This is a genomic window from Streptomyces sp. NPDC007983 (assembly GCF_042958345.1).
Lineage (GTDB): Bacteria > Actinomycetota > Actinomycetes > Streptomycetales > Streptomycetaceae > Streptomyces.
This window is the reverse complement of the sequence record NZ_JBIBJI010000004.1, coordinates 318,710-343,540: the sequence shown is the minus strand read 5'-3', so window position 1 is coordinate 343,540 and position 24,831 is coordinate 318,710. Positions and strand designations below refer to the sequence as shown.

Genomic DNA, 24,831 nt, shown 5'->3' with positions numbered 1-24,831 from the left:
CGCCCGTCCGGGTCGTGTGTTTCCCCGGTTTGGGGGAGGTCATGGACGTTGGATTCCTGAAGCCGTTGTTCGATCGCCCCGGCCCGTGGGCGTGCGTCTACCTCGATACCTCGCGTGCGACGGAGGACGCCCCCACCCGGCGCCGGCTGCGGGAGCGGTTCGTGGCCGGTCAGCTGACCACCCAGGGCGCCGACCCCCGCACCCGTGAGGCGCTGGTGAGCAGACTGGCCGGTCAGCGGGCGGCCACCGCGTCCGCCGGGCGGGCGCTGTTCGCGGCGGACGGCGAGGTGGTGCTCGACGTGCCGCTGGCCGCGTCCCCGGGCGATGTCGTGACGTCCTGGTCGCCACTGCCCCGGGTGGCGCCGCTGGCGTCGCTGCGCGGCGAGTGGCCGTCGTGCCTGGTGGCATACGTCGACCGGACGGGCGCCGATCTGGAGCTGCGCGACGAGGGCGGGGCCCGCCCGGTGTGCCGCGCCACGGGCGGGGCGCCACGGGGCCGCGGCCACCGCTCGGTGCCCGCCGACCGGTACGAGTGGCACTACCGCAACCGGGTCGAGAACGACTGGGAGCACACCGCGGACCTCGTCGCCGAGGAGCTGGTACGGCAGTGGCCGGACAGCGGGGCGCCGCTGCTGGTCCTGGCGGGCGATCCGCGCGAGCGCAGGGCGGTGCGCGACCGGCTGCCCGAGCCGCTGCGGGACCGGGCGGTGGTGGCGCGGCACGGCAGCCGGGCGCCCGGATCCGCCCGGGAGCTCTTGGAGGCGGAGATCGACCACGCCCGCGCGGACCACGCCCGCGCCCATCTGGAAGCCGTACTGGATCTCTTCCGCGCCGGGCGCGGCCGCCCCGGCGGGCACATCGCGAGCGGCCACGACGGCTCCGCGCCGAGCGGGGCGGCGGAGGGGGTGCCCGCGGTGGTGGAGGCGTTGCGCAGCCATCAGGCGGCCACCCTGCTGCTGGGGCAGGCGGGCGGCGACATGCGCCATGAGGTGTGGGTCGGCCCCGGCGCCGATCAGGTGGCGGTGCAGCGGGCCCAGGTGCGGGCGCTGGGTGTGAGCACGCCCGAGCCGGCGCGCGCGGACGACGCGCTGATGCGGTCCGCGGCGGTGGCCGACACCGAGGTGCTGCTGGTGCCCGAGGGCGTGGCAGGACCGGCCGGGGGACTGGGCGCGGTGCTGCGCTGGCACGGACAGGGCTGAGCGCCGGCAGGAGCCCCTTACCGCATCTGACAGCGTGTCGAAAGCTCATCGCGTCGAAAGCTCATCGTGTCGAAAGTTGCTTTCTCGGCGAGTCAGACACATGGGGTAAGTTCACGCTTTTGTATGCTTTCTCCAGCGCGTCGTTCCCCCCTGTCGGACAGTCACTGTCCGTACGGTCACGAAAGGGGCTCCATATGCAGACGATGGAGGTTCGCCCACCGGTACCCAGCCGTTCCCGTAGTAGATGGCGTCGATACGGTCGGCTCGCCGCCGCGAATTTCGTGCGCGGCGCGTCGTACGCATCCGGCACCGCGGCCATCGGTCTGATGGCGTGGTGGGTGCAGACCCACTAGCCCCCAGGTTGGTTGTCGCGACAGCCGCTCGGGGCGGCTGTCGCGGCGGTTCACGGCTGCGGATGGGGCTGATGACGGAAGCGGAAGCCGTGATGTGCCTTGCGGGGGGCGTGGCCTCCGAGCCGGGCCCGCAGCTGGATCCCGTGAATGACCTCGATGATGCCCAGAACGAGCAGCCAGACGCCGGTCACCAGGGTGAGCGCGGCGATGGAGCCGAAGGGCGACACGATCAGCACGATTCCGGCCAGGGCCATGATGACACCGAGGAAGATCTGCCAGCCGCGGGCGGGGATTCCCGCGTCCTGGACGGCCATGACGGTGTGCATGACACCCCGCAGCAGCCAGGCGAATCCGATCCACAGCGCGAGCAGCAGGATCGACTGGGCCGGACCCCGGAAGCAGATCAGGCCGAGGAACACGCTCACCGCGCCGCTGACGAAGCTGAGGACGCGCATCGACCCCGGGATGTGCGCCCCGAAGGCCGCGACCAGCTGAAAGATGCCGCTGATCAGCAGATAGACACCGAACAGGGCGCCGACCACCGCCAGGGTGGCCGCGGGCCACACCAGCACCAGCAGCCCCAGCACGATCGCGACCAGACCCGCGGTCAGCAGCATCTGCCACGCGGCATCCGACAGGGTGCCCAGCAGGCCGGCGAAGGGGCGGTCAGGACCGGCGGCGCGCTCATCGCGCCGGTCGGCGTCGCGCGAGTTGTCCGAGGGGAACGTCATCGTCGTCCACCTCCTTGAGGGAACAGTGACACCACCATCGTCGCTCCACCCGCGCCTTATCGCCTGATGGTGGCGCGTGGACCCGGCCGATGTGCCCTTCACACATCATCGTGGCGCCTGCGGCAGTGCCATCGTGGTGCGGTCAGCCGCCCGTCGCGAAGCCGGGGAAGAGGGTCATTCCGCCGTCCACGTACAGCGTGGTGCCCACGACGTAGTCGCACAGGTCGGAGGCGAGGACGACCGCAGCGCTCGCGATGTCCCGCGGCTCGCCGATCCTGCCGTAGGGGATCAGCTCCAGCAGCGCGTTCCGGGCGTCCTCGGTGTCCCAGGCATCGCGGTTGATCGGGGTCTTGATGGCCCCCGGCGCGACCGCGTTCACCCTGATCTTCTGCGGCGCCAGTTCCTGGGCCATGGTCTGCATCATCATCGACACGCCGCCCTTGGACGACGCGTAGTTCACATGACCGGCCCAGGGGATGATCTGGTGGACCGAGCTCATGCAGATGATCTTCCCGGCCGCCCGCGACACCTCGGGAACGACACCGCGCCGCTGGAATTCCCTGACCGCCTCCCTGGCGCACAGGAACTGACCGGTGAGGTTGACGGAGAGCACCTTCTCCCAGTCCGACAGGGTCATCTCCACCGTCGGGGCGTCACGCTGGAGGCCCGCGTTGGCGACCAGGATGTCGATCGTGCCGAGCCGGTCGACCATGGTGGACACCATCTCGACCACCTGGTCCTCCCGCGACACATCCGCCTGGTGGGCGTAGGCGCGCACTCCGTGGCCCTCGATCTCCTTCACGACGGCCTCGGCGGCAGGGCGGTCGGAGACGTAGTTGACGACGACATCGGCGCCGGCGCGCCCCAGGGCGATGGCGGTCGCCTTGCCGATGCCCGAGCTGGCCCCCGTCACCAGCGCCTTCTGGCCCGTAAGAAGCTTGAGGTCGGACACCGAGGGCGGGCCTTGGGGGGTGGTCATGGGTGTTCTCCTTCGCTGGGTCCGCAGGTCGCGCGCCCCGACCCTGCCAGCCCGGGGCGGATCCCGGCGCTCTCCACGGCGCCACGGTCACCCGCTGAGGCGATGCACATCGTTCCAGCGGCGCAACGCGGGGAGCGGCGGGAGGTACGTTCGTTCAGCTTGCGACCGGCTCGGCCATGGCCTGGGCGCGCAGCGTCGAGCAGGTGCGGTTGATGAGCCGGGAGACATGCATCTGGGAGATGCCCAGCTGCTCGGCGATCCGGCTCTGGGTCATGTCGCAGAAGAACCGCATGTAGAGGATCTGGCGCTCCCGGTCGGGCAGCCGCCGGAGCCCGGGGCGCACCGCCTCGCGTTCCACCACCCGGTCGTACGCGGGCTCCTGGCCGCCGAGCGTGTCCGCCAGTGAGTAGCCGTCGTCCGCGCCGGTCAGCTGGGCGTCGAGGGACAGCGGGGTGAAGCTGCCCATGGCCTCCATGCCGACGCGCACCTCCTTCTCGCCGAGGCCGGTGCGCTCGGCGATGGCCTCGGTGGGCACCGTGGCGTCGTCGAGGGAGTGCGACAGCTCCCGGTGCGCGACCCGCACCCGGTTGCGCAGTTCCTGGACCCGGCGCGGGACGTGCAGCACCCACAGGTGGTCCCGGAAGTGGCGCTTGATCTCGCCGACGATGGTGGGCACCGCGAAACCCGCGAACGCCGTGCCGTGTTCGGGGTCGTACCGCTTGACGGCCTTCACCAGGCCGAGCGCGGCCACCTGCTCCAGGTCCTCCAAGGACTCGCCCCGGTTGCGGTACTGGCGGGCCAGTCGCCGGGCCATCGGCATCCACGCCTCCGCCACCCGCTGCCGCAGCGCTTCCTTTTCGGGGCCGTCGGGGAGGCGGGCCATCTCGTGGAACTCGGCGCTGGTGTCGGGGGCGTCGTCGTGCGGGTGCTTCGAGGAGCCGGATTGGGGACGTGTCCTGTGCTGCGCTGCGGTCGTCATGTCACACACCTCCTGCAGTGGGATGACGGGTCGCCTGGGACCGTGGTCGCTGCCATGCGGGAGCGCGCAGGAGACGGGCCGGAGGGCCGCGTCCTGGAGCGGTCAGAGCGCTCCCGCGGTGCGTGCCTCCGGTCCGAAGCACGTTCAATCGCCTGCCCTGGGCCTCCAGGGGTAAACCCCACGGGTCCCGGGCTCAGCCCAGCAGCGCCGCCACCGTGATGAGTACCGGCGCGGCCAGCACCGTGGACAGCAGGATGGATTCGCGGGCCAGGATGGTGCTCGTGTCGTAGCGCACGGCGTAGGTGAAGAGGTTCTGCGCCGAGGGGAGCGCGGAGGTGACGACGGCCGCGAAGAGGGCGGGGCCGCCGAGCCGGAAGACACCGGCCGCGATGGCCCATGCCACCACCGGCTGGCCGAAGGACTTCAGCGCCACCGACAGCAGCACCGGGCCGCGCTCCTCGCCGCGCCCGGGCAGCTCACTGCCCGGCAGCGAGATCCCGAAGGCGAGCAGCACGGCGGGTACGGCCATGCCGCCCATCAGCGAGAACGGTTCCATGACGGGCCCGGGCACCCGCCACCCCGAGGCGGCCACCGCGACCCCGGACAGCGAGCCGATGACGATGGGGTTGCGGAAGGGGGTGGTCAGCCGGCGCAGCATCGAGGGCGGGTGTTCCCCGGGGCGGCTGAGGTCGATGACGGTGAGCGCGATCGGGGTCATCACCAGCTGCTGGAACAGCAGCACCGGGGCGACGAGGGACGCGTCGCCGAGGACGTACACGGCGATCGGGATGCCGAGGTTGCCCGCGTTCACATAACTCGCGCACAGGGCGCCGATCGTGGTGCGGCCCACGCTCCACTTGCGTACCGCGCCGACCGCGACGAACGCGCCCGCCACCACGAAGGTGCTCAGGGCCGTGACGAGCAGCGGGGTCGAGACGACGACGGACAGGTCGGCGCGGGCGAGCGTGGAGAACAGCAACGCGGGGGAGGCGACGTTGAAGGAGAGCCTGGTCAGGACCTCGCGCCCCGACCCGCCCAGCGCTCCTCGGCGGCCGAGCACATAGCCGGTGACGATGATGCTCGCGATGACGCCGAAGCCGGTGATCACACCGCCCACGGGACCTCCGCCCGGCCGGGTTTCCGGTGGGACGCGAGGTGCCGCGGGGCGGGGCGGGGTCTCGGGACGCGGGGCGAGGGACGGGGCGCGGCGGTCATGAGCGGTGTCTTCCCGGGCTGGAGTTGTCAGCATGCACCCTACAAGTAACCCGGGGCGCGCTGTGCAGAAGACCGGACGCTGTCCCACTATGTGATCGTCAGGATGCGTTCACCCTTCGCCAGTGAGCTGTTGCCCGCGAAGATCTGGATCTCTCCCTTCTCCACCGTGAACGTGCCGTCCCGGTCATGGGTCCAGAAGCCCAGATCCTCGGCGCCCAGCCGGAAGCGGACGGTGGTGGACTTGCCGGCGCCGAGGGTGATCCGGCGGAAGCCGCACAGCCGTCGCACCGGTTGTACGAGACTGGCCACCGGGTCGCGCAGATACACCTGCACCACCTCGTCCCCCTCGCGCTCCCCGGTGTTGCGCACCGCGACCGCCACCTCCACGGTGTCGCCCTTGCGCAGCGCGTCGGCCGTGATGCGGCTGACGGACAGCTTCGGCTCGCCGATGTCGAAGGTGGTGTAGCCGAGGCCGTGGCCGAAGGCGAACTGCGGGCCGTCGGCGAGGTCGAGGTACTTGGAGGTGTACTTGTTGTCCGGGTCGTAGGGGCGCCCGGTGTTCTCGTGGTTGTAGTAGAGGGGAATCTGCCCAACCGAGCGCGGGAAGGACACGGGCAGCTTGCCGCCGGGGTTCACGGTGCCGAACAGGACGTCCGCGATGGCGTTTCCGCCCTCGATGCCCGGATGCCACGCCTGGAGCACGGCGGGCGCCGAGTCCAGCCAGCCGCCCATCGTCAGCGGGCGGCCGCTGACCTGGACCACGACGAAGGGTGTGCCGGTGTCCGCGATCGCCGCGATCAGCTTCTCCTGCTGTCCGGGCAGGCTGATGTCGCTGCGCACGGCCGCTTCCCCGCTGAGCGCCGAGGCCTCCCCGACCACGACGATCGCCACCTCGGCCGCCCTGGCGACCGCGGCGGCCTTGGCGATGCCACCGGTGTCCTCACCCGCCGGGTCCACGCCGCGGGCGTGGCCGACCCGGGCCTTCGGCGCGGCGTCCTTGACCGCGTCCAGGACGGTGACCGGGGGGAACGCGTCCGCCCAGGGCCCGGCCCAGGAGCCGCGCAGGTCGGTGGAGTCGGCGAACGGCCCGACGACGGCGATGGAGGAGACCGACGGGCTGAGCGGGAGCAGCGCCGTCTTCTCCTTCCCGGCCGGGGTGTTCTTGAGCAGCACCATGGTGCGCGCGGCCGTCTCGCGGGCCGCCGCCCGGGACGCCTTCGTGGGCTCCTCGATCGCCGCGTCCTCGTCCGCGTAGGGGTGTTCGAAGAGCCCGAGCCGGAACTTGAGCCGCAGCACGCGGGCCACCGCGTCGTCCAGCCGGGCGGCGGTGATCGCGCCGCTGCGCAGCAGCCGCTTGCCGTGGTCGGCGAGGGTGGTGCTGACCATCTCCATGTCGACCCCGGCGTTCAGCGCCAGCCGTCCGGCGTCGGCGTGGTCGGCGGCGAAGCCGTGGACCGTCATTTCCTGAACGCCGTTGTAGTCGCTGACGACGACGCCGCCGAACTCCCACTCCTCCTTGAGGATGTCGGTGAGGGTGTGCCGGTTGCCGTGGGCGGGGACGCCGCTGATGGTGTTGAAGCTCGCCATGACGGTGGCCAGCCCGGCGTCCACGGCCGCGAGGAAGGGCCCGAGGTAGAGGTTGCGCAGCCGGGCCTCGGAGACGTCCACCGTGTTGTAGTCGCGCCCGCCCTCGGCGCCGCCGTACGCCACGAAGTGCTTGGCGCACGCCGCGAGCCGGTCCTTCGCGCTCAGGTCCTCGCCCTGGTAGCCGCGGGTCTTGGCGGCGGCGAACGCGGCCGTCAGATGCGGGTCCTCGCCGCTGCCCTCGGAGATCCGCCCCCAGCGCGGTTCGTGGGTGACGTCCATCATGGGGGAGAAGGCCCAGTGCACCCCGTTGGAGCGGGCCTCCTTCGCCGACACCTCGGCGTCCCGTTCGGCCACCGCCGGGTCGAAGCTCGCGGCCTGGGCCAGCGGGATGGGGAAGGTGGTCCACATGCCATGGATGACATCGAGCCCGAACACCAGCGGGATGCCCAGGCGTGACTCCTCGACGGCCATCCGCTGGAGCGCGTTGGTGGTCTTCGCGCCGTAGATGTTGAGGACGGAGCCGAGCCGTCCCTGGCGGGCCGCCTTCTCCGCCTCGGCGGTCTGTCCGCCGCCGGGTCCGGTGTCGCCGGTCCAGGCGAGCTGCTGGAGCTGGCCCAGCTTCTCCTCGACCGTCATCCGCCCCAACAGGGCCTGGACCTCGGCCTCGTACGGGGCGGGCTCCGCCGCCGGCCGCTCGCCCGGGCCCGGCCGCTCGCGGGCGTGGGCGGTGCCGGTGGCGGCCTTGCCCGCGATGGCCGTACCACCGGCCGCGGCGAGCACCGTTCGTCTGCGCACACCATTCATGTTCTTCGCTCCTTGAAGAGTCTTGAAGAGTTCTGAGGGTGTTCCGGGTGTCCGACGGGTTTGATCTTTAAAAAGTTGAACCGAAGCTACGGAGTCGCCCCGAGGGCGTCAAGGGTGCGCCCATTGACAGGCGTGGTGCGGGCTCCCATACTCACCGCCACGGTTAACCGTGAACGGTTAACCAGTGTCCTGGGCAACGAGGCCCCGAGCAGGAGAACCACATGACCTCACGCCACGCGTCCGTCCAACTCCGCCGCACCGTGCTGTCGAGCTTCATCGGCAACACCATCGAGTTCTATGACTTCCTGCTCTACGGCCTCGCCAGCGCGCTGGTGTTCGGCGATCTCTTCTTCCCGAGTCTGAGCCCGTTCGCGGGCACCCTCGCCTCGTTCGCCACCTTCGGCATCGGCTTCATCGCCCGCCCGCTCGGCGGCTTCGTCTTCGGCCACCTCGGCGACACCATCGGCCGGAAGACCACGCTGGTCACAACGTTGTGCGGGATGGGCGCCGCCACCTTCGCCGTCGGTCTTCTGCCAACGTACGACACCATCGGGATCTGGGCACCGGTGCTGCTCGTGGCGCTGCGCTTCATCCAGGGCTTCATGGTCGGCGGCGAATGGGGCGGCGCCATGCTGATGGTCGTCGAGAACGCCCCGGCACACCGCCGCGGCTTCTTCAGCGCCTGGCCCAACACCGGCGGCTTCTCCGGACAGCTGCTGGCCACCGGAATGTTCGCGCTGATGGGCCTCCTGCCCGACGGGCAATTCCAGTCCTGGGGCTGGCGCGTGCCGTTCCTGTGTAGCGCGGTGCTGGTGGGCGTAGGGCTTTGGATGCGCGGGCGGCTCGGCGAGTCCGAGGTGTTCGAGCAGGTCAAGCACGAGGAGGGCAAGGCCAAGGCGCCACTGCTGGACGTGCTGCGCCATGACTGGCGGAGCGTGCTGCTGATCATGTCGCTGCGGTTCAGCGAAAGCGTGCCGTTCTTCCTGCTGACCGTGTTCGCGGTGTCCTACGGACCGGAACACCTCGGCATCCCGAAGGCCACCCTGACCACCGCCATCATGATCGCCTCGGTGCTCGCCTTCCCCGCCCACGGCTTCTTCGGCGCGCTGTCCGACAAGGTGGGCCGCCGCCCGGTCTACGTCTACGGCGGCCTGGCCGCCGCGGCGCTGGCCTTCCCGGCGTTCTGGCTGCTGAAGTCCGGCTCAGCGGTGCTGATCGTGCTGGCGTACTGCCTGGTCATCAACCTCGCCCACAACGCCTGCAACGCCGTCCAACCCGCTCTGTTCACCGAGCTGTTCGGCTCCAAGGTCCGCTACAGCGGCGCCTCGGTCGGCGCCCAGCTCGGCGCGATCGTGGCCGGTGGCCTCACCCCGTTCATCGCCACCGCGCTCACCGGCGGCGGCGACAACTGGGTCCCGGTGGCCGCCTACGCGAGCGCCGTCGCCCTGATCTCGGCGGCCGCCGCGTACTTCTTCACCCCCGAGACCTCCCGCCGCGACCTGGTCGACACCAGCTCCGCGATGGCGGCCGGATCCGAACCCGCGCCCGCGCCGGACACCACGCCCGCCGAGGCACCGGAGACCGGTGCGGTCGCGTGACCACACCTGGCAGCGGCACGGCATCGCCTTCGCCACCGTTTCCGGAGCGGCCCTTGGGGAGGAATAATGAGTCAACGGTTAACGGTTGACTGAAGACGTTCCGCCCCCAGAAGGAGCCCGTCGGTGCCCATCACCTCGCTACAGCAGCAGTCCCTCGGCGATCTGGTCGCCCACGAGCTGCGCGTCCTCATCATCTCAGGGCGGCAGCGCCCCGGCACCCATCTTGTCGAGGGCGCCCTCGCCGAGCAGTACGACGTCAGCCGCGGCCCGGTCCGCGACGCGCTGCGGCAGCTGGAGGCCGAGGGGCTGGTCGAATCCCGGCGCCGCGGGGTCTTCGTCACCGGGCTCACCGAGGACGACGTCGACGAGCTGTACACGCTGCGGGAATCCCTGGAGACCCTGGCCCTCACCCTCGCCATCGGCCGGGCCGAACCCGGCGACTGGGACCGCGCCCAGGGCTTCGTCGACCGGATGCGGGACGCCGCCGACCGCTCCGCGCCCAGCGACTTCGCCCTCGCCGACCTGGAGTTCCACTCCCAGTTCTACCTGCTGTCCGGGCACCGCCGGCTGGTCGCCGTCTGGGAGCAGTACCGCCCCACCTTCGGCGTCGTCCTCGACGTCACCAACGCCCAGGACGTCGATCTGCACCCCTCCGCCGAGGCCCATGTCGACCTGCTGGAGACCGTGCGCGGTGGCGATACCGGGACCGCCGTCACCACCCTGCGGGAACATCTCCTCGGCGCCAAGAACCGGCTCCGCTCGGCGCTGCGCGCCGCCCGGGCCGCCAACGACGGCTGACCGGCGGGCCAACGACGGCTGACCGGCGGTCGGCGGCGCCGGGACCTTCAGTGCCCGCGCTCGTCCATGCCCGTCATCAGGGCCTGGTGGCTGGCGCGCACATGCTCGCGCATCACCCGCTCGGCACCGTCGCCGTCCTTGGCCTGGATCAGGCTGAGGACGCGGTGATGCTCGGAGTCCGACTCGATGAGCCGCCCGGGGCGGGACAGCGAGGTGCGCACCAGCCGGGCGTAGGCGAGCTGGTTCATCAGGGTGCGGTAGTGCCCCTCCAGCTTGCTGTTGTCCGCGCCCCTGACGATCAGATCGTGGAACTCGTGGACCAGCGCCGCGTACCGCTCCGCGTCGCCGTCCTGAACGGCCTGGTCGGCCGCCCGCATGCTGGCCTCCAACTGCTCCACCTCCGGCACGTTCCCGCGGAAGGCGAGCAGCCGGGCGGCGGCGCCCTCGAACAGCTCCTTCATCTGGAACAGCTCGGTCAGCTCACGGCGCGACGGTACGGCGACGAACGTGCCGACCCGCGGCCGGACTTCCACCAGACCCTCTATCTGGAGCTGTTTGAGGGCCTCGCGGATGGGCGTCCGGCTGACCCCGAAGGTCTCGGACAGCGCCATCTCGGACAGGCTGGAGCGGGGCGGCAGTTCGCCACTGATGATCATCTGCCGCAGCTCTTCGGCAACCCTCGCCTGCATGCTGGTCTGCTGAAGCCGCTTGCCTGTGGGTCGTTGCATGGCACGTGACAGTAGGCGGGGCGCTCTCTCCCCGTCAACCGAGGACAGGCTCGTGTGGTCTGCCATACAAGAGCGCTCCCGCCTGGACGTGTCGTCACGGCCCCATGCCGTCATGACCTGAGGATGAACGGATCCCCGGCCGGTTCCTCGCTGGTGTTGATCCACACGCTCTTCAGCCGGGTGTACTCCCGGATGACCTCCGTGCCGTGCTCGGTACCCATGCCGCTGCTCTTGAAGCCCGCCCGGGGCGACATCGGCGACATCGAGCGGTAGGTGTTGGCCCACACCGTGCCCGCCTCCAGCCGGGACGCCATCCGGTGCACCCGGTTCACATCCCGGGTCCACACCCCCGCCGCGAGGCCGTAGGCCGAGTTGTTGGCGATCGAAAGGGCCTCGTCCTCGGACTCGAAGGGCAGGACGGTGGCCACCGGCCCGAAGATCTCCTCCTGGCAGATCCGCAGTGTGTTGTCGACGCCGGTGAACACGGTGGGGGAGTAGAAGTAGCCGTTCAGCCCGGTGTCCGGCCGGGCCCCGCCGCACACCACCTTTCCGCCCTCGGAGCGGCCCAGCTCGACGTAACCCTCGACCTTCTCCAGCTGCTCGGCGATGGCCAGCGGGCCCAGCTCGGTGGCGTCGTCGAGCGGGTCGCCGATCGCGATGGTCGCGGCCCGGGCCGCCACCTGCTCCAGGATCTCGTCGTACACCTCGCGGTGCACCAGCACCCGGCTGCCCGCCACACAGGTCTGGCCCGCGGCGGCGAACACCCCGGCGATCACGCCCATGGCGGCCGAGCCGAGGTCGGCGTCCGGAAAGATGATGTTGGGGGATTTGCCGCCCAGCTCCAGGGTGCAGCGGATCAGCCGGTCGGCGCAGGTACGGGCGATCCGGCGGCCGGTTTCGGTGGAGCCGGTGAAGCTCACCTTGGCCACGTCCCGGTGCTCGGTGAGCGGGCCGCCCGCGGTGGCGCCGAAGCCGGTGACCACGTTGACCACGCCCGGCGGGAAGCCCGCCTCCGCGAAGAGCGGGGCGAGCGCCAGCAGCGAGGCCGAGGTGTGCTCCGACGGCTTGATGACCATCGTGTTGCCGGCGGCCAGCGCCGGGGCGAGCTTGGTGGCGGTGAGCAGCAGCGGGGAGTTCCAGGGGGTGATGGCACCGACCACGCCCACCGGTTCGCGCAACGTGTAGTTGAGCAGTTCGCGGCTCGCGCCCGGGATGACATCGCCCTGGATCTTGTCGGCGAGCCCCGCGTAGTAATAGAAGTACTCGGGCAGGCCCGCGAGTTGGGCCCGCATCTCGCGCAGCAGCTTCCCGTTGTCCAGGGATTCGGTGCGGGCCAGCTCCTCGGCGTGTTCGCCGATCAGATCGCCGAGGTCGCGCAGCAGCCGGCCGCGCCGGGTCTGGCTCAGATCCCGCCAGCGCGGATCCTCGAAGGCGGCCCGGGCGGCGCCCACCGCGCGCTCCACATCGGGGGCGGTGCCGTTCGCCGCCTCGTACCAGGGCTCGGCGGTGGCCGGGTTGACGCTGGCGAAGTAGCCGCCGTCGGCGGGGGCGGTCCACTCGCCCGCGATGTAGTGGTCGTGGCGCGGCAGGCGGTTCATGAGCTGTGGCACTCCTGATGTCCGGTGTGGGTGAGGATCGCGTCGGCCAGTTGCTCCGGGCACTCCAGCGGCAGCAGATGGCGGGCCCGGGGCACGATCACCGCCCGGCCGCCGGGGATCCGCCGCGCGAGCCGGTGCGACATGGCCGGGGTGGAGCCGGGGTCGTCCTGCCCGGTCACCGCGAGGGTGGGGGCGGTGATCCGGGGCAGCCGCGGCCACAGCCCGGCGTCGGCGGTCGCGAAGACGTCGTAACAGGCGAGGTAGGAGACGGGGTCGTTGGCCAGCAGCGTGTCCAGCACCCGCTGCGCCAGGAGGGGCTCCTGGGCCCGCCAGCCGGGCGAGAACCAGCGGTCGACCGCCGCCCACGCGGACGCCCCGAAGTCCCGGGCCGCCGCCTCCCGCCGCCGAGCCACCGCCGCGCGCTCGTCCTCCGACCGCCCCGCCACCGAGCTGACGAGCGTCAGCGAGGCGGTGAGGTCCGGCCGGTCCAGGCCGAGCTGCTGGGCGACCAGGGCGCCGAGCGAGAAGCCGACGACATGGGCCGGCCCGCTCAGCAGGGCCGCCACGTCCGCGGCCAGCTCGGCGACCGACAGCCCGGGGGCCGCGGCCGGGGAGGCGCCGTGGCCGCGCAGATCGACCAGCGTCACCCGGTGCCGGGCCGTGAGCGCGGGCAGACACCGCTCCCACATGCTCCGGTCGAGCCCGACGCCGTGCAGCAGGACGAGGCCGGGCCCGGCGCCGTGCGTCTCGTGCGCCAGCGCGACCGGTGTGGTGGAGCGCGTCCCGGACGGACGGGCGGGGCCGCCCGTCCGGGGCGCGTGCATACCGCTGCCCGTGCCCATGGCGCTCACTGCTCCGTGGTGAGCGGGGCCAGCCGGGCCTGGGGGCGGCCCTGGGCGGCGGCCGCGAGCCCGATGACGATCTCGTCGGCGCGCGGTCCGTCCGCCACCCGCACCTCGATGCTCTGGTGGTGCGAGCGGATCGTGGCGTCGGTGATGTGCTTGAGCGGGATGTCGAAGACCGTGCCCGCGGCCGCGCGCTTCTCCACGGCCGGCAGCAGGGTGGTCGCCTTCGCCGCCTTGCGGAAGTGGTCGCCGAACTTGAGCGTGTGGATCAGCCCGGAGCCGTGCTCGATCTCCCCGTCCAGGCCCACGATGGCGGCCTTTCCGTACGCCTCGACCGGCGCGCCCAGCGCCTCGACCACCCGCGGCGCCAGCAGCTCGCCGAGCTTCGGCGCCACCTCGTCGATGCCCGGCAGCAGATCCGTCACATAGCCCTGCCCGGCCCAGGGGTTCTCGATGATGGCGAGCACCACCGCGGTACGGGCCGGCGGATCCACCGGACGGCCGCCCTCGCTGTGGATGTCCTCGGTGAAGGTGATGATCTTGCGGACGTTCACTGCACGGTCTCCATGTTTTTCGGGGCTGCCGGGTCTGCCGGGTCTTCCAGGTCGGCGAGGCGGATGACGGGATCGGTGGCCCGGTCCCCGATCCGCGCGTTGGGGCGGGGGCCGGACGCGCCGGCCGCGATGACGACGATCTCGTCGGGCCGGGGCGCGTCGGGGATGCGGATCTGGCACGTCTGGTAGTGCGAGCGGGTCGCGGCCGCCGTCTTGTGCCACAGCGGCACGGTCAGCGGCTCACCCGCCGGAAGCCGGTCGTCGCTGAACACGATGATCGAGGTGCCCTCGGTCAGCTCCCGCAGGACATTGCCGAAGAACGGGGTGTGGATCAGCGCCCCGCCGTGTTCGATCTCCCCGTTCAGTCCGACGATCGCGGCCTTGCCGAACGCCTCGACGCGCTCCACGCCGCCCAGCGCCTCGCTCACCCGGTCGGTGAGCATCCGCGCGAGCCCCGGGGCGATCCGCTCGACCTCGGGCTGCAGATCGGCGACCAGGCCCAGGCCCGCCCATGGGTTACGGATCACCGCCGCGGCCGCCACCCGGCGCACGGAGACGGCCACCGGCCGCCCCAGCTCCAGCAGCACCTCGTCGGTGACGCTGACGACCTTGCGCAGGCCCAGGTCAGCCATGGTTGCCGCCATCGGTGAACCGCGGCATGACCTTCTCCGCGAACAGCTCCAGGCTGCGCATCGCCTTGCGGTGCTCCAGGCCGGGGTGGGTGGTCCACAGCAGCAGATGCTCCAGGCCCACCTCCTCCCGCAGCTCGGAGATCTTCTCGGAGACGTACTCGGGGGTGCCGACCAGGAGATTGCGCTCGGCCAGGAAGTCGAAGGACAGCTCGTGGGCGTCGGTCAGTTCCTCGCCCGCCTCCATCAGGTTGCCCAGCCCCCGGAAGTGCATGATCCACCGGTAGGTGGTCATCAGTGCTTCCTCGAAGTCGGCGCGCGCCTGCTCCATGGTGTCGGCCACGTACACGTCCCGTACCAGGCCGATGCCCTCGCCGAGCGCGTACTCACGGCCCGACGCCTGGCTCGCGGTGGAGCGGTACAGCTCGAAGCGCTCCTTGAGTGCCGAGACCGGCGGCAGCCAGAACATCCCCTGGACCCCGTCGGCCGCGGCCGCCTTGATCGACCGCGGGCTGTCGATGACCTGCCACAGCGGCGGATGGGGGCGCTGCAGCGGGAACGGCGTCACCTGCATCTTGGTGATGACCCCGTCCTCCATGTAGTCCGGGGTGGCGGGGGAGAGCGGATGGTTCCACTTCACCCCGGGGGCGGGGAACTCGTAGAAGCGGCCCTGGTGCGAGAAGAACTCGCCGCTCCAGGCCTTGCGCAGGATTTCCACGGTCTCGTCGTACAGCGCGCGGTTCTGCTCCTGGTCGCGCGGATCGGCGAGTGCGTTCAGGTTGAGCGCCTCGCGCCCGTACAGCCCGCGGCCGAGGCCCACCTCGACCCGGCCGCCGGAGAGCTGGTCGAGCATCGCGATGTCCTCGGCGAGCCGCAGCGGATGCCAGAAGGTGGCGATGTTCGCCGCCTGGCCGATCCTGATGTTCTCGGTACGGGCGGCGATGTCGGCGCCCATCAGGACCGGGTTCGGGGTGATCTCGATGGCCTCGTGGCCGAAGTGGTGCTCGGTGTACCAGGTGGACCAGAAGCCCGCGCGGTCCGCGGCGACCGCGAACTCCCGTGCCTCGTCCATGACTTCGGCGTAGGAGCCGAGCCGGCCCGGTGCTCCGAGGTTGTGGAATATCGAGAATCGCATGCAGCGTCCGTCCTGTTCTTCCGGGTCGCGCTGTGCCATGGCAGGGAGGCTAGGAGTCCGGTTGAGGCCCGTCAAGGGTTAACGCCCAGGCAACAACTTTGACCTGTGTATTTGGTGCGAGAGCGGTTCTTTCCCGGCTCATTTGTCCCAAGGTGTTGACAGCGGCTGGCGCCGTTCTTAGCGTCCTCTGCCATACAAGAGCCGAATGAGGGATCTGTCATGACGCACACTCTTGACCGCACCGCCCGCATCCGCTCCGCCTGGCAGGCCGCCTGGGATCAGGGCCGGATGGAGGCGTTCGACGAGCTGCTGAGTCCCGGCTACGTCCGGCGGCGCGGCCCGGCCGCGGCGCCCCAGGACCGCGAGCAGTTCAAGAACTCCGTACGCGCCATCCGCGAGGCGTTCCCCGATCTGCACACCGAGATCGAGGAGATCGTCGAGGACGGCGAGGAGCTGGCGATCCGCTGGCGCAGCACCGGCAGCCACACCGGCGACTTCCTCGGCGTGCCGCCCACCGGCCGCCCGGTCGAGGTCTCCGGCGCCACCTTCACCCACTTCGACAACGGTGTGATCGCCGAGGAATGGGTGACCTGGGACCCCCGTCAGCTGCTGGAGGCGCTGGGTATCATCACCACCACCCAGGAGGCCGCCGTCGACGCCGACCTGGTGCGCGGGGTGCACCGCAAGTTCATCACCGGCGTGACCGTGGTGACCACCGACGACGCCGGTACGCCCAGGGGCCTGGCCGTCAACGCGTTCTCCAGCATCTCACTGGACCCGCCCATGGTGCTGGTCTGCGTGCAGCGCAGCTCCACCACCCACCCCGCGCTGCACCGGTCCACTCATCTGGGCATCAACATCCTCGCCGCCGGTCAGCTGGACGTCGCCAAGGTCTTCGCGTCCAAGTCCGACGACAAGTTCGCCGGACTGTCCTGGACCCCGGGCGACTCCGGCGTCCCCCTGATCGACGGATCCTGCGCCCAGCTGGAGGTGGAGATCGGCGAGCGGCTGGAAGCGGGCAGCCACACCGTCTTCACCGGCCGGGTCGTCGCGGCCCGTCACGAGGACCTGGCACCTCTGGTCTACAGTGGTGGCGGGTTTTTCGATATCTCGAACACAGCGCCTTTGCCGTGGTGAGACGCCTGCGGCCGCGCCTGGACCCACCCTTCCCTCCGCACACCGCCACCCCCTCACGCCCTGATGCCCCCTGACGCCCAGATCTCCTCCCTGTCCCCAGGAGCACGCCCATGACCCACAACGATGTGGCGCCGGTCTACGGCAGCGCGGTCACCAAAGTCGAACCCTTCGGGGTGGATCACATCCCCGACAACGAGCGGCACGGCAAGCCCAGCTCACAGTTCTTCGTCTGGTTCGCCGCCGGTCTCAACTTCCCCATCATCCTGCTCGGATTCAGCGCGATCAGCCTGGGCCTCAGCTTCACCGGAGCGGTCGCCGCGATCGTCGTCGGGGCCGGGGTCGGCTCGGTGCTGATGGCCGTGATGTCCAAGATGGGCGTACGGCTCGGGGTGCCGCAGCAGATCCAGGCGCGCGGGCCGCTGGGCTTCTTCGGCAACTTCCTGCCGGTGGCGTACATCAATGTGTTCGCCGGGGTCGGCTGGGCCTCGGTCACCGTGATCCTCGGTGGCAAGGCGATCGCGGAGCTGACCCATCTGCCGTACTGGCTCTGCGGGTTGCTGCTCACCGCGATCGAGCTGGTGGTGTCCATCTACGGCTACAACATGATCAATTTCCTTCAGCGTGTGCTCACGTATGTGCTCACCCCGCTGTTCGCGATGATCACGATCGTGGCCCTGGTACGCGGCGCGGGCACCTTCGAGGCCAACCCGAAGGCGTCCGGCTACATCGGCGACACCGGCGGCTGGATCACCTTCTGCGGCTGGTTCCTCTCCTTCCTGGTCGCCTGGGCGCCGTTCGCGTCCGACTACTCGCGCTATCTGCCGGACACCCCGAAGATGGTGAACCGCACCGCCTGGTACACCGGGTTCGGCAACTTCGTCACCATCTGCTGGCTCGGCATCCTGGGCGTCCTGGTCGGCTCGAACGCCAACAGCAGCGACTCCATCACCGCCCTCCACGAACTGGCCGGGCCGTTCGCCATACCCGCGCTCATCGCGGTCGGCCTCTCGGCGCTCGCCCAGAACTTCCTCAACGTCTACGGCGGCGCGATCTCCGTCCAGACCCTGAAGGTGCCGGTCACCCGGACCCAGGCGGTCACCGTCATCTGTCTGCTGGCATATGTCATCAGCCTGTGGGGCGAGTCGGGGATCGAGCAGAAGTTCTCGGTGTTCCTCAACCTCACCGCGTACTTCATCGCCCCCTTCGCCACCGTGCTGCTCCTGGACTACCGGCTGGGCGGCCGCTCCGACCCGGCGCGGATCGCCGAACTGTACGACCGCGGACGGGTGCTCTCCTGGGGCTTCGTCGCCTGGGCGGGCGGCGTGGTGGCGTCCGTCCCCTTCTGGGAGTCCAAGCTGTACACGGGGGCGTTCGCCTCGGCGTACCCGGGCGCCGGTGACCTGAGCATGTACGTCGCCGCCGGCGCATCCCTGGTGCTGTACCTGCTGACGTACCGGCTGAAGCCGCTGTGGGTGCGCGCCGCTGCGGACACCCCGGCCGGGCCGCCCGCGGAACCCGCGGCGGCGGCCAGGCACTGACCGGGCCCCTTCGGCGGCGGGCGGCATCGCGACGGCGGTGCCGCCCGCTCTATTGCACTGGTCGTTCCAAAACGTGTTACGGTCCTCGCATGGCCCGGCCGAGGATGTTCGACGAGGAGCGGGCCCTGGACGCGGCGATGCGCGCCTTCTGGGCGAACGGCTACGAGGCCACCTCGACCCAGGATCTGTGCGCGGCCACCGGACTGGGCCGCAGCAGTATCTACAACACCTTCCACAGCAAACACGACCTGTTCCAGCGGGCGCTGGCCCGTTACATCGACATCAAGACCACTGCCCAGATCGAGTTGTTGGAGAACGAGGGGCGGCCGGTCGTGGAGCGGATCCGTGCTTTCCTCGCCACCATCATCGACAGCGAATTCGAGGAGCGGCTGCACGGTCACAGCCTCGGGTGCCTGACCGTCAACACCACGGTGGAGCTCGCCGGGCGCGATCCGGAGACCGCCGCGATGCTGGAGCGGGACCTGGAGCGCCGGCTGGCCGCTCTCGGTGTCGCCCTGCGTGGCGGTCAGCGCGACGGTGACATCACATCCGCCCGTGACGCGGAGTCGCTGGCCCGCTTCGTCAACGCGGTGACCGGTGGCATGCGGGTCGCGGCCCGGGGTGGCGCCGACCGTGCCCAGTTGGAGTCCATCGCCTCGACGGCCATGGACGCCTTGATGCCGTGACGTGCTGACCCGCTGAGCCCTGCCCGGCCCAGAAGGGCCTTTTTCATGCCCAAGTTTTGCAATGAGCGATCCAAAACCTGTGAGGAGCACCATGCCCCGTGCCATCTATGTGCTGGCCCTCGGCATCTTCGCCATGGTCACCAGTGAGTTCGCCGTAGCCGGCCTGATGCCGCAGATGGCCCGAGGGCTGGACGTCACCATCCCGCAGGTCGGCTATCTCATCACGGCTTTCGCGGTCGCCATGGCCGTCGGAGGGCCACTGCTGACCGTCGCGCTGCTGAGGACACCTCAGAAGACCGCGCTGATGGTGGTGTTCGCCGTCTTCCTGGTGGGCAACGTGCTGGCCGCCACCGCACCCGGATACGGGGTCATGATGCTCGCGCGCGTCATCACCGGCACCGCCTCCCAGGCGTTCTTCGGAGTGGCCATCTCGATGTGCGCGCAACTCACCCGCCCCGAGAAACGTGGCCGAGCCATCGGCGTGGCCATGAACGGACTGATGCTCGGCACTCTGCTGGGGCTGCCGGTGTCCACCCTGATCGGTGAACACCTCGGCTGGCGCGCCGCCTTCTGGGCCATCTCGGTCCTGGCCGTCGCCGCGGCGCTGTGCACGCTCGCCGGGGTGCCCCGAGTGGAACGCGCCGAGGGCGGCGGGACCTTCCGGCAGGAGCTGGCCGTATTCCGCAACCGCCGGCTGTGGCTCGCGCTCTCCACCAGCACCCTCATCATCGGCGCCACGTTCTCCGCGTTCAGCTACTTCAACCCGATCCTCACCAAGGTCACCGGATTCGGTGCCGGAACCGTCCCGCTGCTGCTCATCGCCTACGGGGCCGCCACCGTGGTGGGCAACAGCATCGTCGGACGCCTCGCCGACCGGCACACCCCGCACGTCCTGCTGGGCGGGCTGATCCTCAACGCGTGCTTCCTCCTCGGCTTCGCCCTGCTGGCCCATCTCAGCGTTCCCGCCGTGGTGTTCATGATGGGCATCGGCCTGGTCGGCGTCACCATGAACCCCGCGATGGTCACCCGGGTGCAGCGCACCGGCAACGCCGGGCCGCTGGTGAACACCGTCCACACGTCCTTCATCACCCTCGGCATCATCATCGGCTCCTCGGCCGGCGGGCTGGCCATCGACGCCTTCGGGCTGCGGGCCCCGGTCTGGTTCGGCGCCGCGCTGGCGGCGATCGGTATCTTCACGGTCGTACCCGAACTCACCGCCCGCGCGGCCGCACCCCGGCGCGGCGTCGCGTGCGCGCCGTGCGAGCCCGTCGCATAGCCCCCGAGGCCGTCAGGCGTCCGGGCGACGGGGACCGCCGTCAGCCGCCGCGGAAGGCGCACCGCCCATGACCACCGCGCGAGTACGCCGGGTCGACGTGCCACAGGTGCTGCCGGCCGGCGGGGACTTCGGGAAGTGCGACTACGCCTCGGCGTTCGAGCTGACGGCACCCCGGGCCCGGACCCGGACCCCCGAGCAGTGGGCGCGGGCCACATTCGAGGGCGCCCCGGCGCTTGTGGGGTGGCTCCTGGTGCGCGGACGGCCCCTCGCCCCGGGACTCCGCCTGGGTCCGAGGACATCGTCGGCCCACGTCCTGGGCTGGTCCGTCCCGGAATCCGGGGCCGACTCGGTCACCCTGGAGGCGCGCTCCCGGCTGGTCGCCGCGCGCGACGTCGTGGTCGTGGACGACGCGAGGGTCGTGTGGGGCACCTCCGTGCGCTTCCACGGGCACGTCGGCCGCGCGGTGTGGGCCGTGGCCGCACCGGTCCACCACCTGGCGGTTCCCCTCCTCCTGGGGCGGGCGAGCCGGCGGGTGAGCGTGGCCCGTCGGCTCACGCGGGGCGGCCCAGCTCCTTGCGGAACAGGTCCAGCACATTGCCGCCGAGGATCTGGTGGACCGCGGCCTCGGAGAAGCCCCTGCCCATCAGTGCCTCGGTTACCAGAGGGAGGCCGCGGGGCCCTTCCAGCCCGGGGACGACCAGCTCGGCGTACTCCAGGTCCTCGCAGCACGGCGGGCTGACATCGGCGCTGACCTCCTTGATGAAGTCCGGCCCCAGACCCACCCGGTCCGGCCCGGCGACCTTCGCGACATGGGCGATGTGGTCGGCCAGCCGGTCCACCGTCCGCTCGGCCGGGTCGGTGGCCAGGAACTCGCCGAGGAAGTTCACGCACACCATGCCACCGGTGGCCACGATGCCGCGGATCTGCTCATCGGTGAGATTGCGGTGATGGTCGAGCAGCGCACGCGCCGACGAATGGGTGGCCAGCACCGGGCGGGTGGCCAGCTCCAGCACATGGGCGACGCCCGAGGCGCTGAGGTGCGAGACGTCGAAGAGGATGCCCAGGCGCTCCATCTCCCGCAGCGCCTCGACCCCGGCCGCCGTCAGCCGGCTGCCGGTGGCGTCCTCGCCGCTGCCGTCGGCCAGCGCGGTGCGCCCCCAGTGGGCGATGGACGCGACCCGCACCCCCAGGCGGTGGACGGTCGGGATCAGCTCCACGTCGGCGTCGATGCCGGGGGCGCTCTCCAGCGCCAGCACCAGCGCGATCCTGCCCTCCGCCAGCGCGGCGTCGATGTCGGACCCGTCCAGGCACAGCCGGACCTCGTCCGGATTGCCCTCGGCCAGGGTGTGGGCGCACTCGATCATGCGCAGGGTCTCCCGCAGGGCGCCCTCGGGCCGGAACTGGTCATCGATGAAGACCGGCAGCACCTGGAGGTCCACGCCGCCGTCGCGCAGCTGGGGCAGCCACCGCTCCCGGAAGAAGGCCGCCCAGCGCCGCGGCGGGCGGGCGGCGACGGCGATCAGCAGATCGTTGTGGGCGTCGGCGACGACCGCGCGGTGATGGAGTTCGCGGGACACGTGCGGCATTCCTCCATGTTCCAGGGGGCGTTACGGGGTGGGGCACCCCGAACCTAGCGATGCCGTGGCGGTACGGGAAGCGGAATACGGCCGGAATCCCGGACCACTGATCCTTTGCGTCCGGGACCAGTGTTCCCCGCGCGTACCGGACCGCTGTTTCCCGCGCCCCGGGCGGGGCACCCGGGGAGGCCGGAGGTGGCCGATGGCGGACGGCGACGAGACCGCGGCCCGGCCCGGGAACGGCGCCGCGCCGCCACCGGGCGGACGGGCGCGCGGCACCGGCGACGGCGGCCTGACGGCGATCGCCGTCGCGCTCACCGTGGCCACCGGCGCGATGGACGCGATCAGCTTCCTCGCCCTCGGCGGCGTCTTCACCAGCGTCATGACGGCCAACCTCTCGCTCCTCGGCATCTCGGCGGGCGCCCAGGACCCGGACCGGGCCCGGGACGCCGCCGTCGCGGTGACCGGTTTCATCGCGGGCGCCCTGCTCAGCGCCCGTATCGTCCGGGGCGAGCGGGCCGCCGGGCGCACCCGCTGGGCCCTCGGCGTGGAGGTGCTCGCGCTCGGCGGGCTGTGGGCGGGGTGGGCCACCGCGGGCGGCCACCCGGGCGGGGGCGTGCGGCTGGGGCTGCTCGCGGTGGCGGCGTTCGCCATGGGCGGCCAGAGCGGTCTGGTGCGCGCCATCGGGCCGCCCGGGATGTCCACCACGTACCTCACCGGCACCCTGACCGGTCTGCTGGTCGACGTGGCCCGCGACGGCCGGGTGCGCTGGATCAGCGTGGCGCTGCTCGCCGCCCTCGTCGTGGGCGCGGCGCTCGGCGCCCTGCTGGTCACCCATGCCGCTCCGGCCGCGCCCGCCCTCCCGGCCGGGCTGGTCGCGCTGGTCCTGGTGGTGTCCTTCACCTCGCACCGGGGTCGCGGCGGACATATCCGGCAGTGAACAGCATTTGGGATACTGGGAGGCGTATCGGGAGGTGGTTCGAGATGACCCGCGCAGTCGGTATCGACCTGGGGACGACGAACTCCGTGGTCTCGGTCCTCGAGGGCGGCGAGCCCACCGTCATCACCAACACCGAAGGCGCCCGGACCACCCCGTCGGTGGTCGCCTTCGCGAAGAACGGCGAGGTGCTGGTCGGCGAGGTCGCCAAGCGCCAGGCAGTGACCAACGTGGACCGCACCGCCCGGTCGGTCAAGCGCCACATGGGGGAGGACCGCTGGCGCTTCCCCGCCACCGGCGAGGTGGACGGCAAGCGCTACACCGCCCAGGAGATCTCCGCGCGGGTGCTGCAGAAGCTCAAGCGCGACGCGGAGGGGTACCTCGGCGAGGACGTCACGGACGCCGTCATCACCGTCCCCGCGTACTTCAACGACAGCCAGCGCACCGCCACCAAGGAGGCGGGCGAGATCGCCGGGCTGAAGGTGCTGCGCATCATCAACGAGCCCACGGCGGCCGCCCTCGCGTACGGGCTGGACCGGGAGAACGACCAGCGGATCCTGGTCTTCGACCTCGGCGGCGGCACCTTCGACGTCTCGCTGCTGGAGATCGGCGAGGGGGTCGTGGAGGTCAAGGCCACCAACGGGGACACCCAACTGGGCGGCGACGACTGGGACCAGCGCGTCGTCGACCACCTGGTGACGCGGTTCAAGAACCACTACGGGGTCGATCTGTCCAAGGACAAGATGGCGGTGCAGCGGCTGCGCGAGGCCGCCGAGAAGGCCAAGATCGAACTGTCCGCGGCGACCGAGACCGCGATCAACCTGCCCTACATCACGGCCTCCGCCGAGGGCCCGCTGCACCTGGACGAGAAGCTCACCCGCTCCCAGTTCCAGCAGCTGACCGAGGACCTGCTGGAGCGCTGCAAGGCCCCCTTCCACCAGGCGATCAAGGACGCCGGGGTCAAGACCTCCGACATCGACCATGTGATCATGGTCGGCGGCTCGACCCGGATGCCCGCGGTGACCGGCCTGGTCAAGGAGCTGACCGGCAAGGACCCGCACAAGGGCGTCAACCCGGACGAGGTCGTGGCCATCGGCGCGTCCCTCCAGGCCGGTGTCCTCAAGGGTGAGGTCAAGGACGTCCTGCTGCTGGACGTCACCCCGCTGTCCCTCGGCATCGAGACCAAGGGCGGCATCATGACCAAGCTGATCGAGCGCAACACGACGATCCCCACCAAGCGCTCGGAGGTCTTCACCACGGCCGAGGACAATCAGCCGTCGGTGCAGATCCAGGTGTTCCAGGGCGAGCGCGAGATCGCCGCGTACAACAAGAAGCTCGGGATGTTCGAGCTGACCGGGCTGCCGCCGGCCCCGCGCGGGGTGCCGCAGATCGAGGTGGCCTTCGACATCGACGCGAACGGCATCATGCACGTCTCCGCCAAGGACCTGGGCACCGGCAAGGAGCAGCGGATGACGGTCACCGGCGGCTCGGCGCTGCCGAAGGACGACATCGACCGCATGATGCGCGAGGCCGAGCAGTACGCGGAGGAGGACCACAAGCGCCGCGAGGCCGCCGAGACCCGCAACCAGGCCGAATCCCTCGTCTACCAGACCGAGAAGCTGCTGCGCGACCAGGCCGGGAAAGTGCCGCAGGACGTGCGGGAGGAGGCCGAGACGGCGGTCGCTGAGCTGAAGGAGACGCTGAAGGGCGAGGACACCGCCGCGATCCGGGACGCCACCGACAAGGCCGCCACCGTCGGGCAGAAGATCGGCACCGCCCTCTACGCACAGGCACAGCAGCAGTCCGGGACCCCGGGCGGCGGAAGCGGCGACGGGAGCCAGGACCAGTCGCACGCGGACGGCGACGAGGTCGTGGACGCGGAGATCGTGGACGACGAGAAGCCCAAAGGCAGCACCGGCTGACCGCGCCGGAAGGTGTGCCCAGGCCA

Annotated in this window: 21 protein-coding genes; 9 read left to right on the top strand and 12 right to left on the bottom strand. The window is 70.9% G+C overall.

The window, feature by feature from the left end; genetic code table 11:
* The first annotated feature begins 41 nt into the window (after nt 1–41).
* Nucleotides 42–1,199 carry a hypothetical protein gene (locus ACFZCY_RS15080; protein WP_391172677.1) on the top strand — a complete coding sequence of 386 codons (1,158 nt, stop codon included), beginning with the start codon at nt 42–44 and terminating at the stop codon, nt 1,197–1,199.
* 403 nt (nt 1,200–1,602) lie between these two features.
* Here ACFZCY_RS15080 and ACFZCY_RS15075 read toward each other — a convergent pair whose 3' ends face one another.
* The 5 genes from ACFZCY_RS15075 to ACFZCY_RS15055 form a co-directional block, all read right to left on the bottom strand.
* Nucleotides 1,603–2,283, bottom strand: a complete 681-nt coding sequence (locus tag ACFZCY_RS15075) for a DUF308 domain-containing protein (protein ID WP_391172675.1) — start codon at nt 2,281–2,283, stop codon at nt 1,603–1,605.
* Nucleotides 2,284–2,425: 142 nt separating this feature from the next.
* Nucleotides 2,426–3,262, bottom strand: coding sequence for a glucose 1-dehydrogenase (locus tag ACFZCY_RS15070; RefSeq protein WP_391172673.1), 837 nt, complete (start codon nt 3,260–3,262; stop codon nt 2,426–2,428).
* A gap of 154 nt (nt 3,263–3,416) precedes the next feature.
* A complete protein-coding gene (locus ACFZCY_RS15065) occupies nt 3,417–4,241 on the bottom strand; it encodes a SigB/SigF/SigG family RNA polymerase sigma factor (RefSeq protein ID WP_391172671.1) in 825 nt (274 codons plus the stop codon).
* A gap of 193 nt (nt 4,242–4,434) precedes the next feature.
* Nucleotides 4,435–5,358: an AEC family transporter gene (locus tag ACFZCY_RS15060; protein ID WP_391172669.1), complete on the bottom strand. Its 924-nt coding sequence runs from the start codon at nt 5,356–5,358 to the stop codon at nt 4,435–4,437.
* A 185-nt stretch (nt 5,359–5,543) separates the two neighbouring features.
* On the bottom strand, nt 5,544–7,847 hold the full coding sequence (locus ACFZCY_RS15055; RefSeq protein WP_391172667.1) for a glycoside hydrolase family 3 N-terminal domain-containing protein: 2,304 nt from the start codon (nt 7,845–7,847) through the stop codon (nt 5,544–5,546).
* A 221-nt stretch (nt 7,848–8,068) separates the two neighbouring features.
* Between ACFZCY_RS15055 and ACFZCY_RS15050 the strand changes: the two genes are divergently transcribed.
* Together ACFZCY_RS15050 and ACFZCY_RS15045 are read left to right on the top strand one after the other, a co-directional pair.
* Entirely contained in the window at nt 8,069–9,445 is a 1,377-nt protein-coding gene (locus tag ACFZCY_RS15050) for an MFS transporter (RefSeq protein WP_391172664.1), read from the top strand.
* 123 nt (nt 9,446–9,568) lie between these two features.
* Entirely contained in the window at nt 9,569–10,243 is a 675-nt protein-coding gene (locus ACFZCY_RS15045) for an FCD domain-containing protein (RefSeq protein ID WP_391172662.1), read from the top strand.
* A 47-nt stretch (nt 10,244–10,290) separates the two neighbouring features.
* Here ACFZCY_RS15045 and ACFZCY_RS15040 read toward each other — a convergent pair whose 3' ends face one another.
* The 6 genes from ACFZCY_RS15040 to ACFZCY_RS15015 form a co-directional block, all read right to left on the bottom strand.
* Nucleotides 10,291–10,971 carry an FCD domain-containing protein gene (locus ACFZCY_RS15040; protein WP_391172660.1) on the bottom strand — a complete coding sequence of 227 codons (681 nt, stop codon included), beginning with the start codon at nt 10,969–10,971 and terminating at the stop codon, nt 10,291–10,293.
* A 110-nt stretch (nt 10,972–11,081) separates the two neighbouring features.
* The gene (locus ACFZCY_RS15035; RefSeq protein WP_391172658.1) at nt 11,082–12,569 is read right to left on the bottom strand and encodes an aldehyde dehydrogenase family protein; all 1,488 of its coding nucleotides are present in this window, start codon (nt 12,567–12,569) and stop codon (nt 11,082–11,084) included.
* Complete coding sequence (locus ACFZCY_RS15030; protein WP_391172656.1) at nt 12,566–13,411, bottom strand: alpha/beta fold hydrolase; 846 nt, start codon at nt 13,409–13,411, stop codon at nt 12,566–12,568. Before ACFZCY_RS15030 ends, ACFZCY_RS15035 begins: the two co-directional genes overlap by 4 nt.
* 5 nt (nt 13,412–13,416) lie before the next feature.
* Nucleotides 13,417–13,968 carry an amino acid synthesis family protein gene (locus ACFZCY_RS15025; protein WP_391172654.1) on the bottom strand — a complete coding sequence of 184 codons (552 nt, stop codon included), beginning with the start codon at nt 13,966–13,968 and terminating at the stop codon, nt 13,417–13,419.
* On the bottom strand, nt 13,965–14,600 hold the full coding sequence (locus ACFZCY_RS15020) for an amino acid synthesis family protein (protein ID WP_391172652.1): 636 nt from the start codon (nt 14,598–14,600) through the stop codon (nt 13,965–13,967). Before ACFZCY_RS15020 ends, ACFZCY_RS15025 begins: the two co-directional genes overlap by 4 nt.
* Entirely contained in the window at nt 14,593–15,732 is a 1,140-nt protein-coding gene (locus ACFZCY_RS15015) for an LLM class flavin-dependent oxidoreductase (RefSeq protein ID WP_391172650.1), read from the bottom strand. Before ACFZCY_RS15015 ends, ACFZCY_RS15020 begins: the two co-directional genes overlap by 8 nt.
* Before the next feature lie 219 nt (nt 15,733–15,951).
* On the opposite strand from ACFZCY_RS15015, the gene ACFZCY_RS15010 reads away from it, so the two are divergent.
* The 4 genes from ACFZCY_RS15010 to ACFZCY_RS14995 all read left to right on the top strand — a co-directional run bounded on the left by ACFZCY_RS15010 (nt 15,952) and on the right by ACFZCY_RS14995 (nt 20,369).
* On the top strand, nt 15,952–16,869 hold the full coding sequence (locus ACFZCY_RS15010) for a flavin reductase (RefSeq protein WP_361472961.1): 918 nt from the start codon (nt 15,952–15,954) through the stop codon (nt 16,867–16,869).
* A gap of 110 nt (nt 16,870–16,979) precedes the next feature.
* Nucleotides 16,980–18,407, top strand: a complete 1,428-nt coding sequence (locus ACFZCY_RS15005; RefSeq protein WP_391172647.1) for a cytosine permease — start codon at nt 16,980–16,982, stop codon at nt 18,405–18,407.
* Between the two features lie 89 nt (nt 18,408–18,496).
* On the top strand, nt 18,497–19,093 hold the full coding sequence (locus ACFZCY_RS15000; RefSeq protein ID WP_391172645.1) for a TetR family transcriptional regulator: 597 nt from the start codon (nt 18,497–18,499) through the stop codon (nt 19,091–19,093).
* Nucleotides 19,094–19,184: 91 nt separating this feature from the next.
* Nucleotides 19,185–20,369, top strand: a complete 1,185-nt coding sequence (locus ACFZCY_RS14995; RefSeq protein ID WP_391172643.1) for an MFS transporter — start codon at nt 19,185–19,187, stop codon at nt 20,367–20,369.
* 551 nt (nt 20,370–20,920) lie between these two features.
* Here the strand turns inward: ACFZCY_RS14995 and ACFZCY_RS14990 are convergent.
* On the bottom strand, nt 20,921–21,955 hold the full coding sequence (locus ACFZCY_RS14990) for a membrane dipeptidase (RefSeq protein ID WP_391172641.1): 1,035 nt from the start codon (nt 21,953–21,955) through the stop codon (nt 20,921–20,923).
* 193 nt (nt 21,956–22,148) lie between these two features.
* Here ACFZCY_RS14990 and ACFZCY_RS14985 point away from each other — a divergent pair, with 193 nt between their 5' ends.
* Together ACFZCY_RS14985 and dnaK are read left to right on the top strand one after the other, a co-directional pair.
* Nucleotides 22,149–22,886, top strand: coding sequence for a DUF1275 family protein (locus ACFZCY_RS14985; RefSeq protein WP_391172639.1), 738 nt, complete (start codon nt 22,149–22,151; stop codon nt 22,884–22,886).
* 44 nt (nt 22,887–22,930) lie between these two features.
* The gene (dnaK, locus tag ACFZCY_RS14980; RefSeq protein ID WP_391172637.1) at nt 22,931–24,805 is read left to right on the top strand and encodes a molecular chaperone DnaK; all 1,875 of its coding nucleotides are present in this window, start codon (nt 22,931–22,933) and stop codon (nt 24,803–24,805) included.
* Nucleotides 24,806–24,831 lie beyond the last annotated feature (26 nt).

Excerpts from the sequence above, each read along its gene's own strand:
- ACFZCY_RS15080 (WP_391172677.1), top strand. The coding sequence starts at position 42 with ATGGACGTTGGATTCCTGAAGCCGTTGTTCGATCGCCCCGGCCCGTGG.
- ACFZCY_RS15075 (WP_391172675.1), bottom strand. The coding sequence starts at position 2,283 with ATGACGTTCCCCTCGGACAACTCGCGCGACGCCGACCGGCGCGATGAG.
- ACFZCY_RS15070 (WP_391172673.1), bottom strand. The coding sequence starts at position 3,262 with ATGACCACCCCCCAAGGCCCGCCCTCGGTGTCCGACCTCAAGCTTCTT.
- ACFZCY_RS15065 (WP_391172671.1), bottom strand. The coding sequence starts at position 4,241 with ATGACGACCGCAGCGCAGCACAGGACACGTCCCCAATCCGGCTCCTCG.
- ACFZCY_RS15055 (WP_391172667.1), bottom strand. The coding sequence starts at position 7,847 with ATGAATGGTGTGCGCAGACGAACGGTGCTCGCCGCGGCCGGTGGTACG.
- ACFZCY_RS15050 (WP_391172664.1), top strand. The coding sequence starts at position 8,069 with ATGACCTCACGCCACGCGTCCGTCCAACTCCGCCGCACCGTGCTGTCG.
- ACFZCY_RS15040 (WP_391172660.1), bottom strand. The coding sequence starts at position 10,971 with ATGCAACGACCCACAGGCAAGCGGCTTCAGCAGACCAGCATGCAGGCG.
- ACFZCY_RS15035 (WP_391172658.1), bottom strand. The coding sequence starts at position 12,569 with ATGAACCGCCTGCCGCGCCACGACCACTACATCGCGGGCGAGTGGACC.
- ACFZCY_RS15030 (WP_391172656.1), bottom strand. The coding sequence starts at position 13,411 with ATGGGCACGGGCAGCGGTATGCACGCGCCCCGGACGGGCGGCCCCGCC.
- ACFZCY_RS15020 (WP_391172652.1), bottom strand. The coding sequence starts at position 14,600 with ATGGCTGACCTGGGCCTGCGCAAGGTCGTCAGCGTCACCGACGAGGTG.
- ACFZCY_RS15015 (WP_391172650.1), bottom strand. The coding sequence starts at position 15,732 with ATGCGATTCTCGATATTCCACAACCTCGGAGCACCGGGCCGGCTCGGC.
- ACFZCY_RS15010 (WP_361472961.1), top strand. The coding sequence starts at position 15,952 with ATGACGCACACTCTTGACCGCACCGCCCGCATCCGCTCCGCCTGGCAG.
- ACFZCY_RS15005 (WP_391172647.1), top strand. The coding sequence starts at position 16,980 with ATGACCCACAACGATGTGGCGCCGGTCTACGGCAGCGCGGTCACCAAA.
- ACFZCY_RS15000 (WP_391172645.1), top strand. The coding sequence starts at position 18,497 with ATGGCCCGGCCGAGGATGTTCGACGAGGAGCGGGCCCTGGACGCGGCG.
- ACFZCY_RS14995 (WP_391172643.1), top strand. The coding sequence starts at position 19,185 with ATGCCCCGTGCCATCTATGTGCTGGCCCTCGGCATCTTCGCCATGGTC.
- ACFZCY_RS14990 (WP_391172641.1), bottom strand. The coding sequence starts at position 21,955 with ATGCCGCACGTGTCCCGCGAACTCCATCACCGCGCGGTCGTCGCCGAC.
- ACFZCY_RS14985 (WP_391172639.1), top strand. The coding sequence starts at position 22,149 with ATGGCGGACGGCGACGAGACCGCGGCCCGGCCCGGGAACGGCGCCGCG.
- dnaK (WP_391172637.1), top strand. The coding sequence starts at position 22,931 with ATGACCCGCGCAGTCGGTATCGACCTGGGGACGACGAACTCCGTGGTC.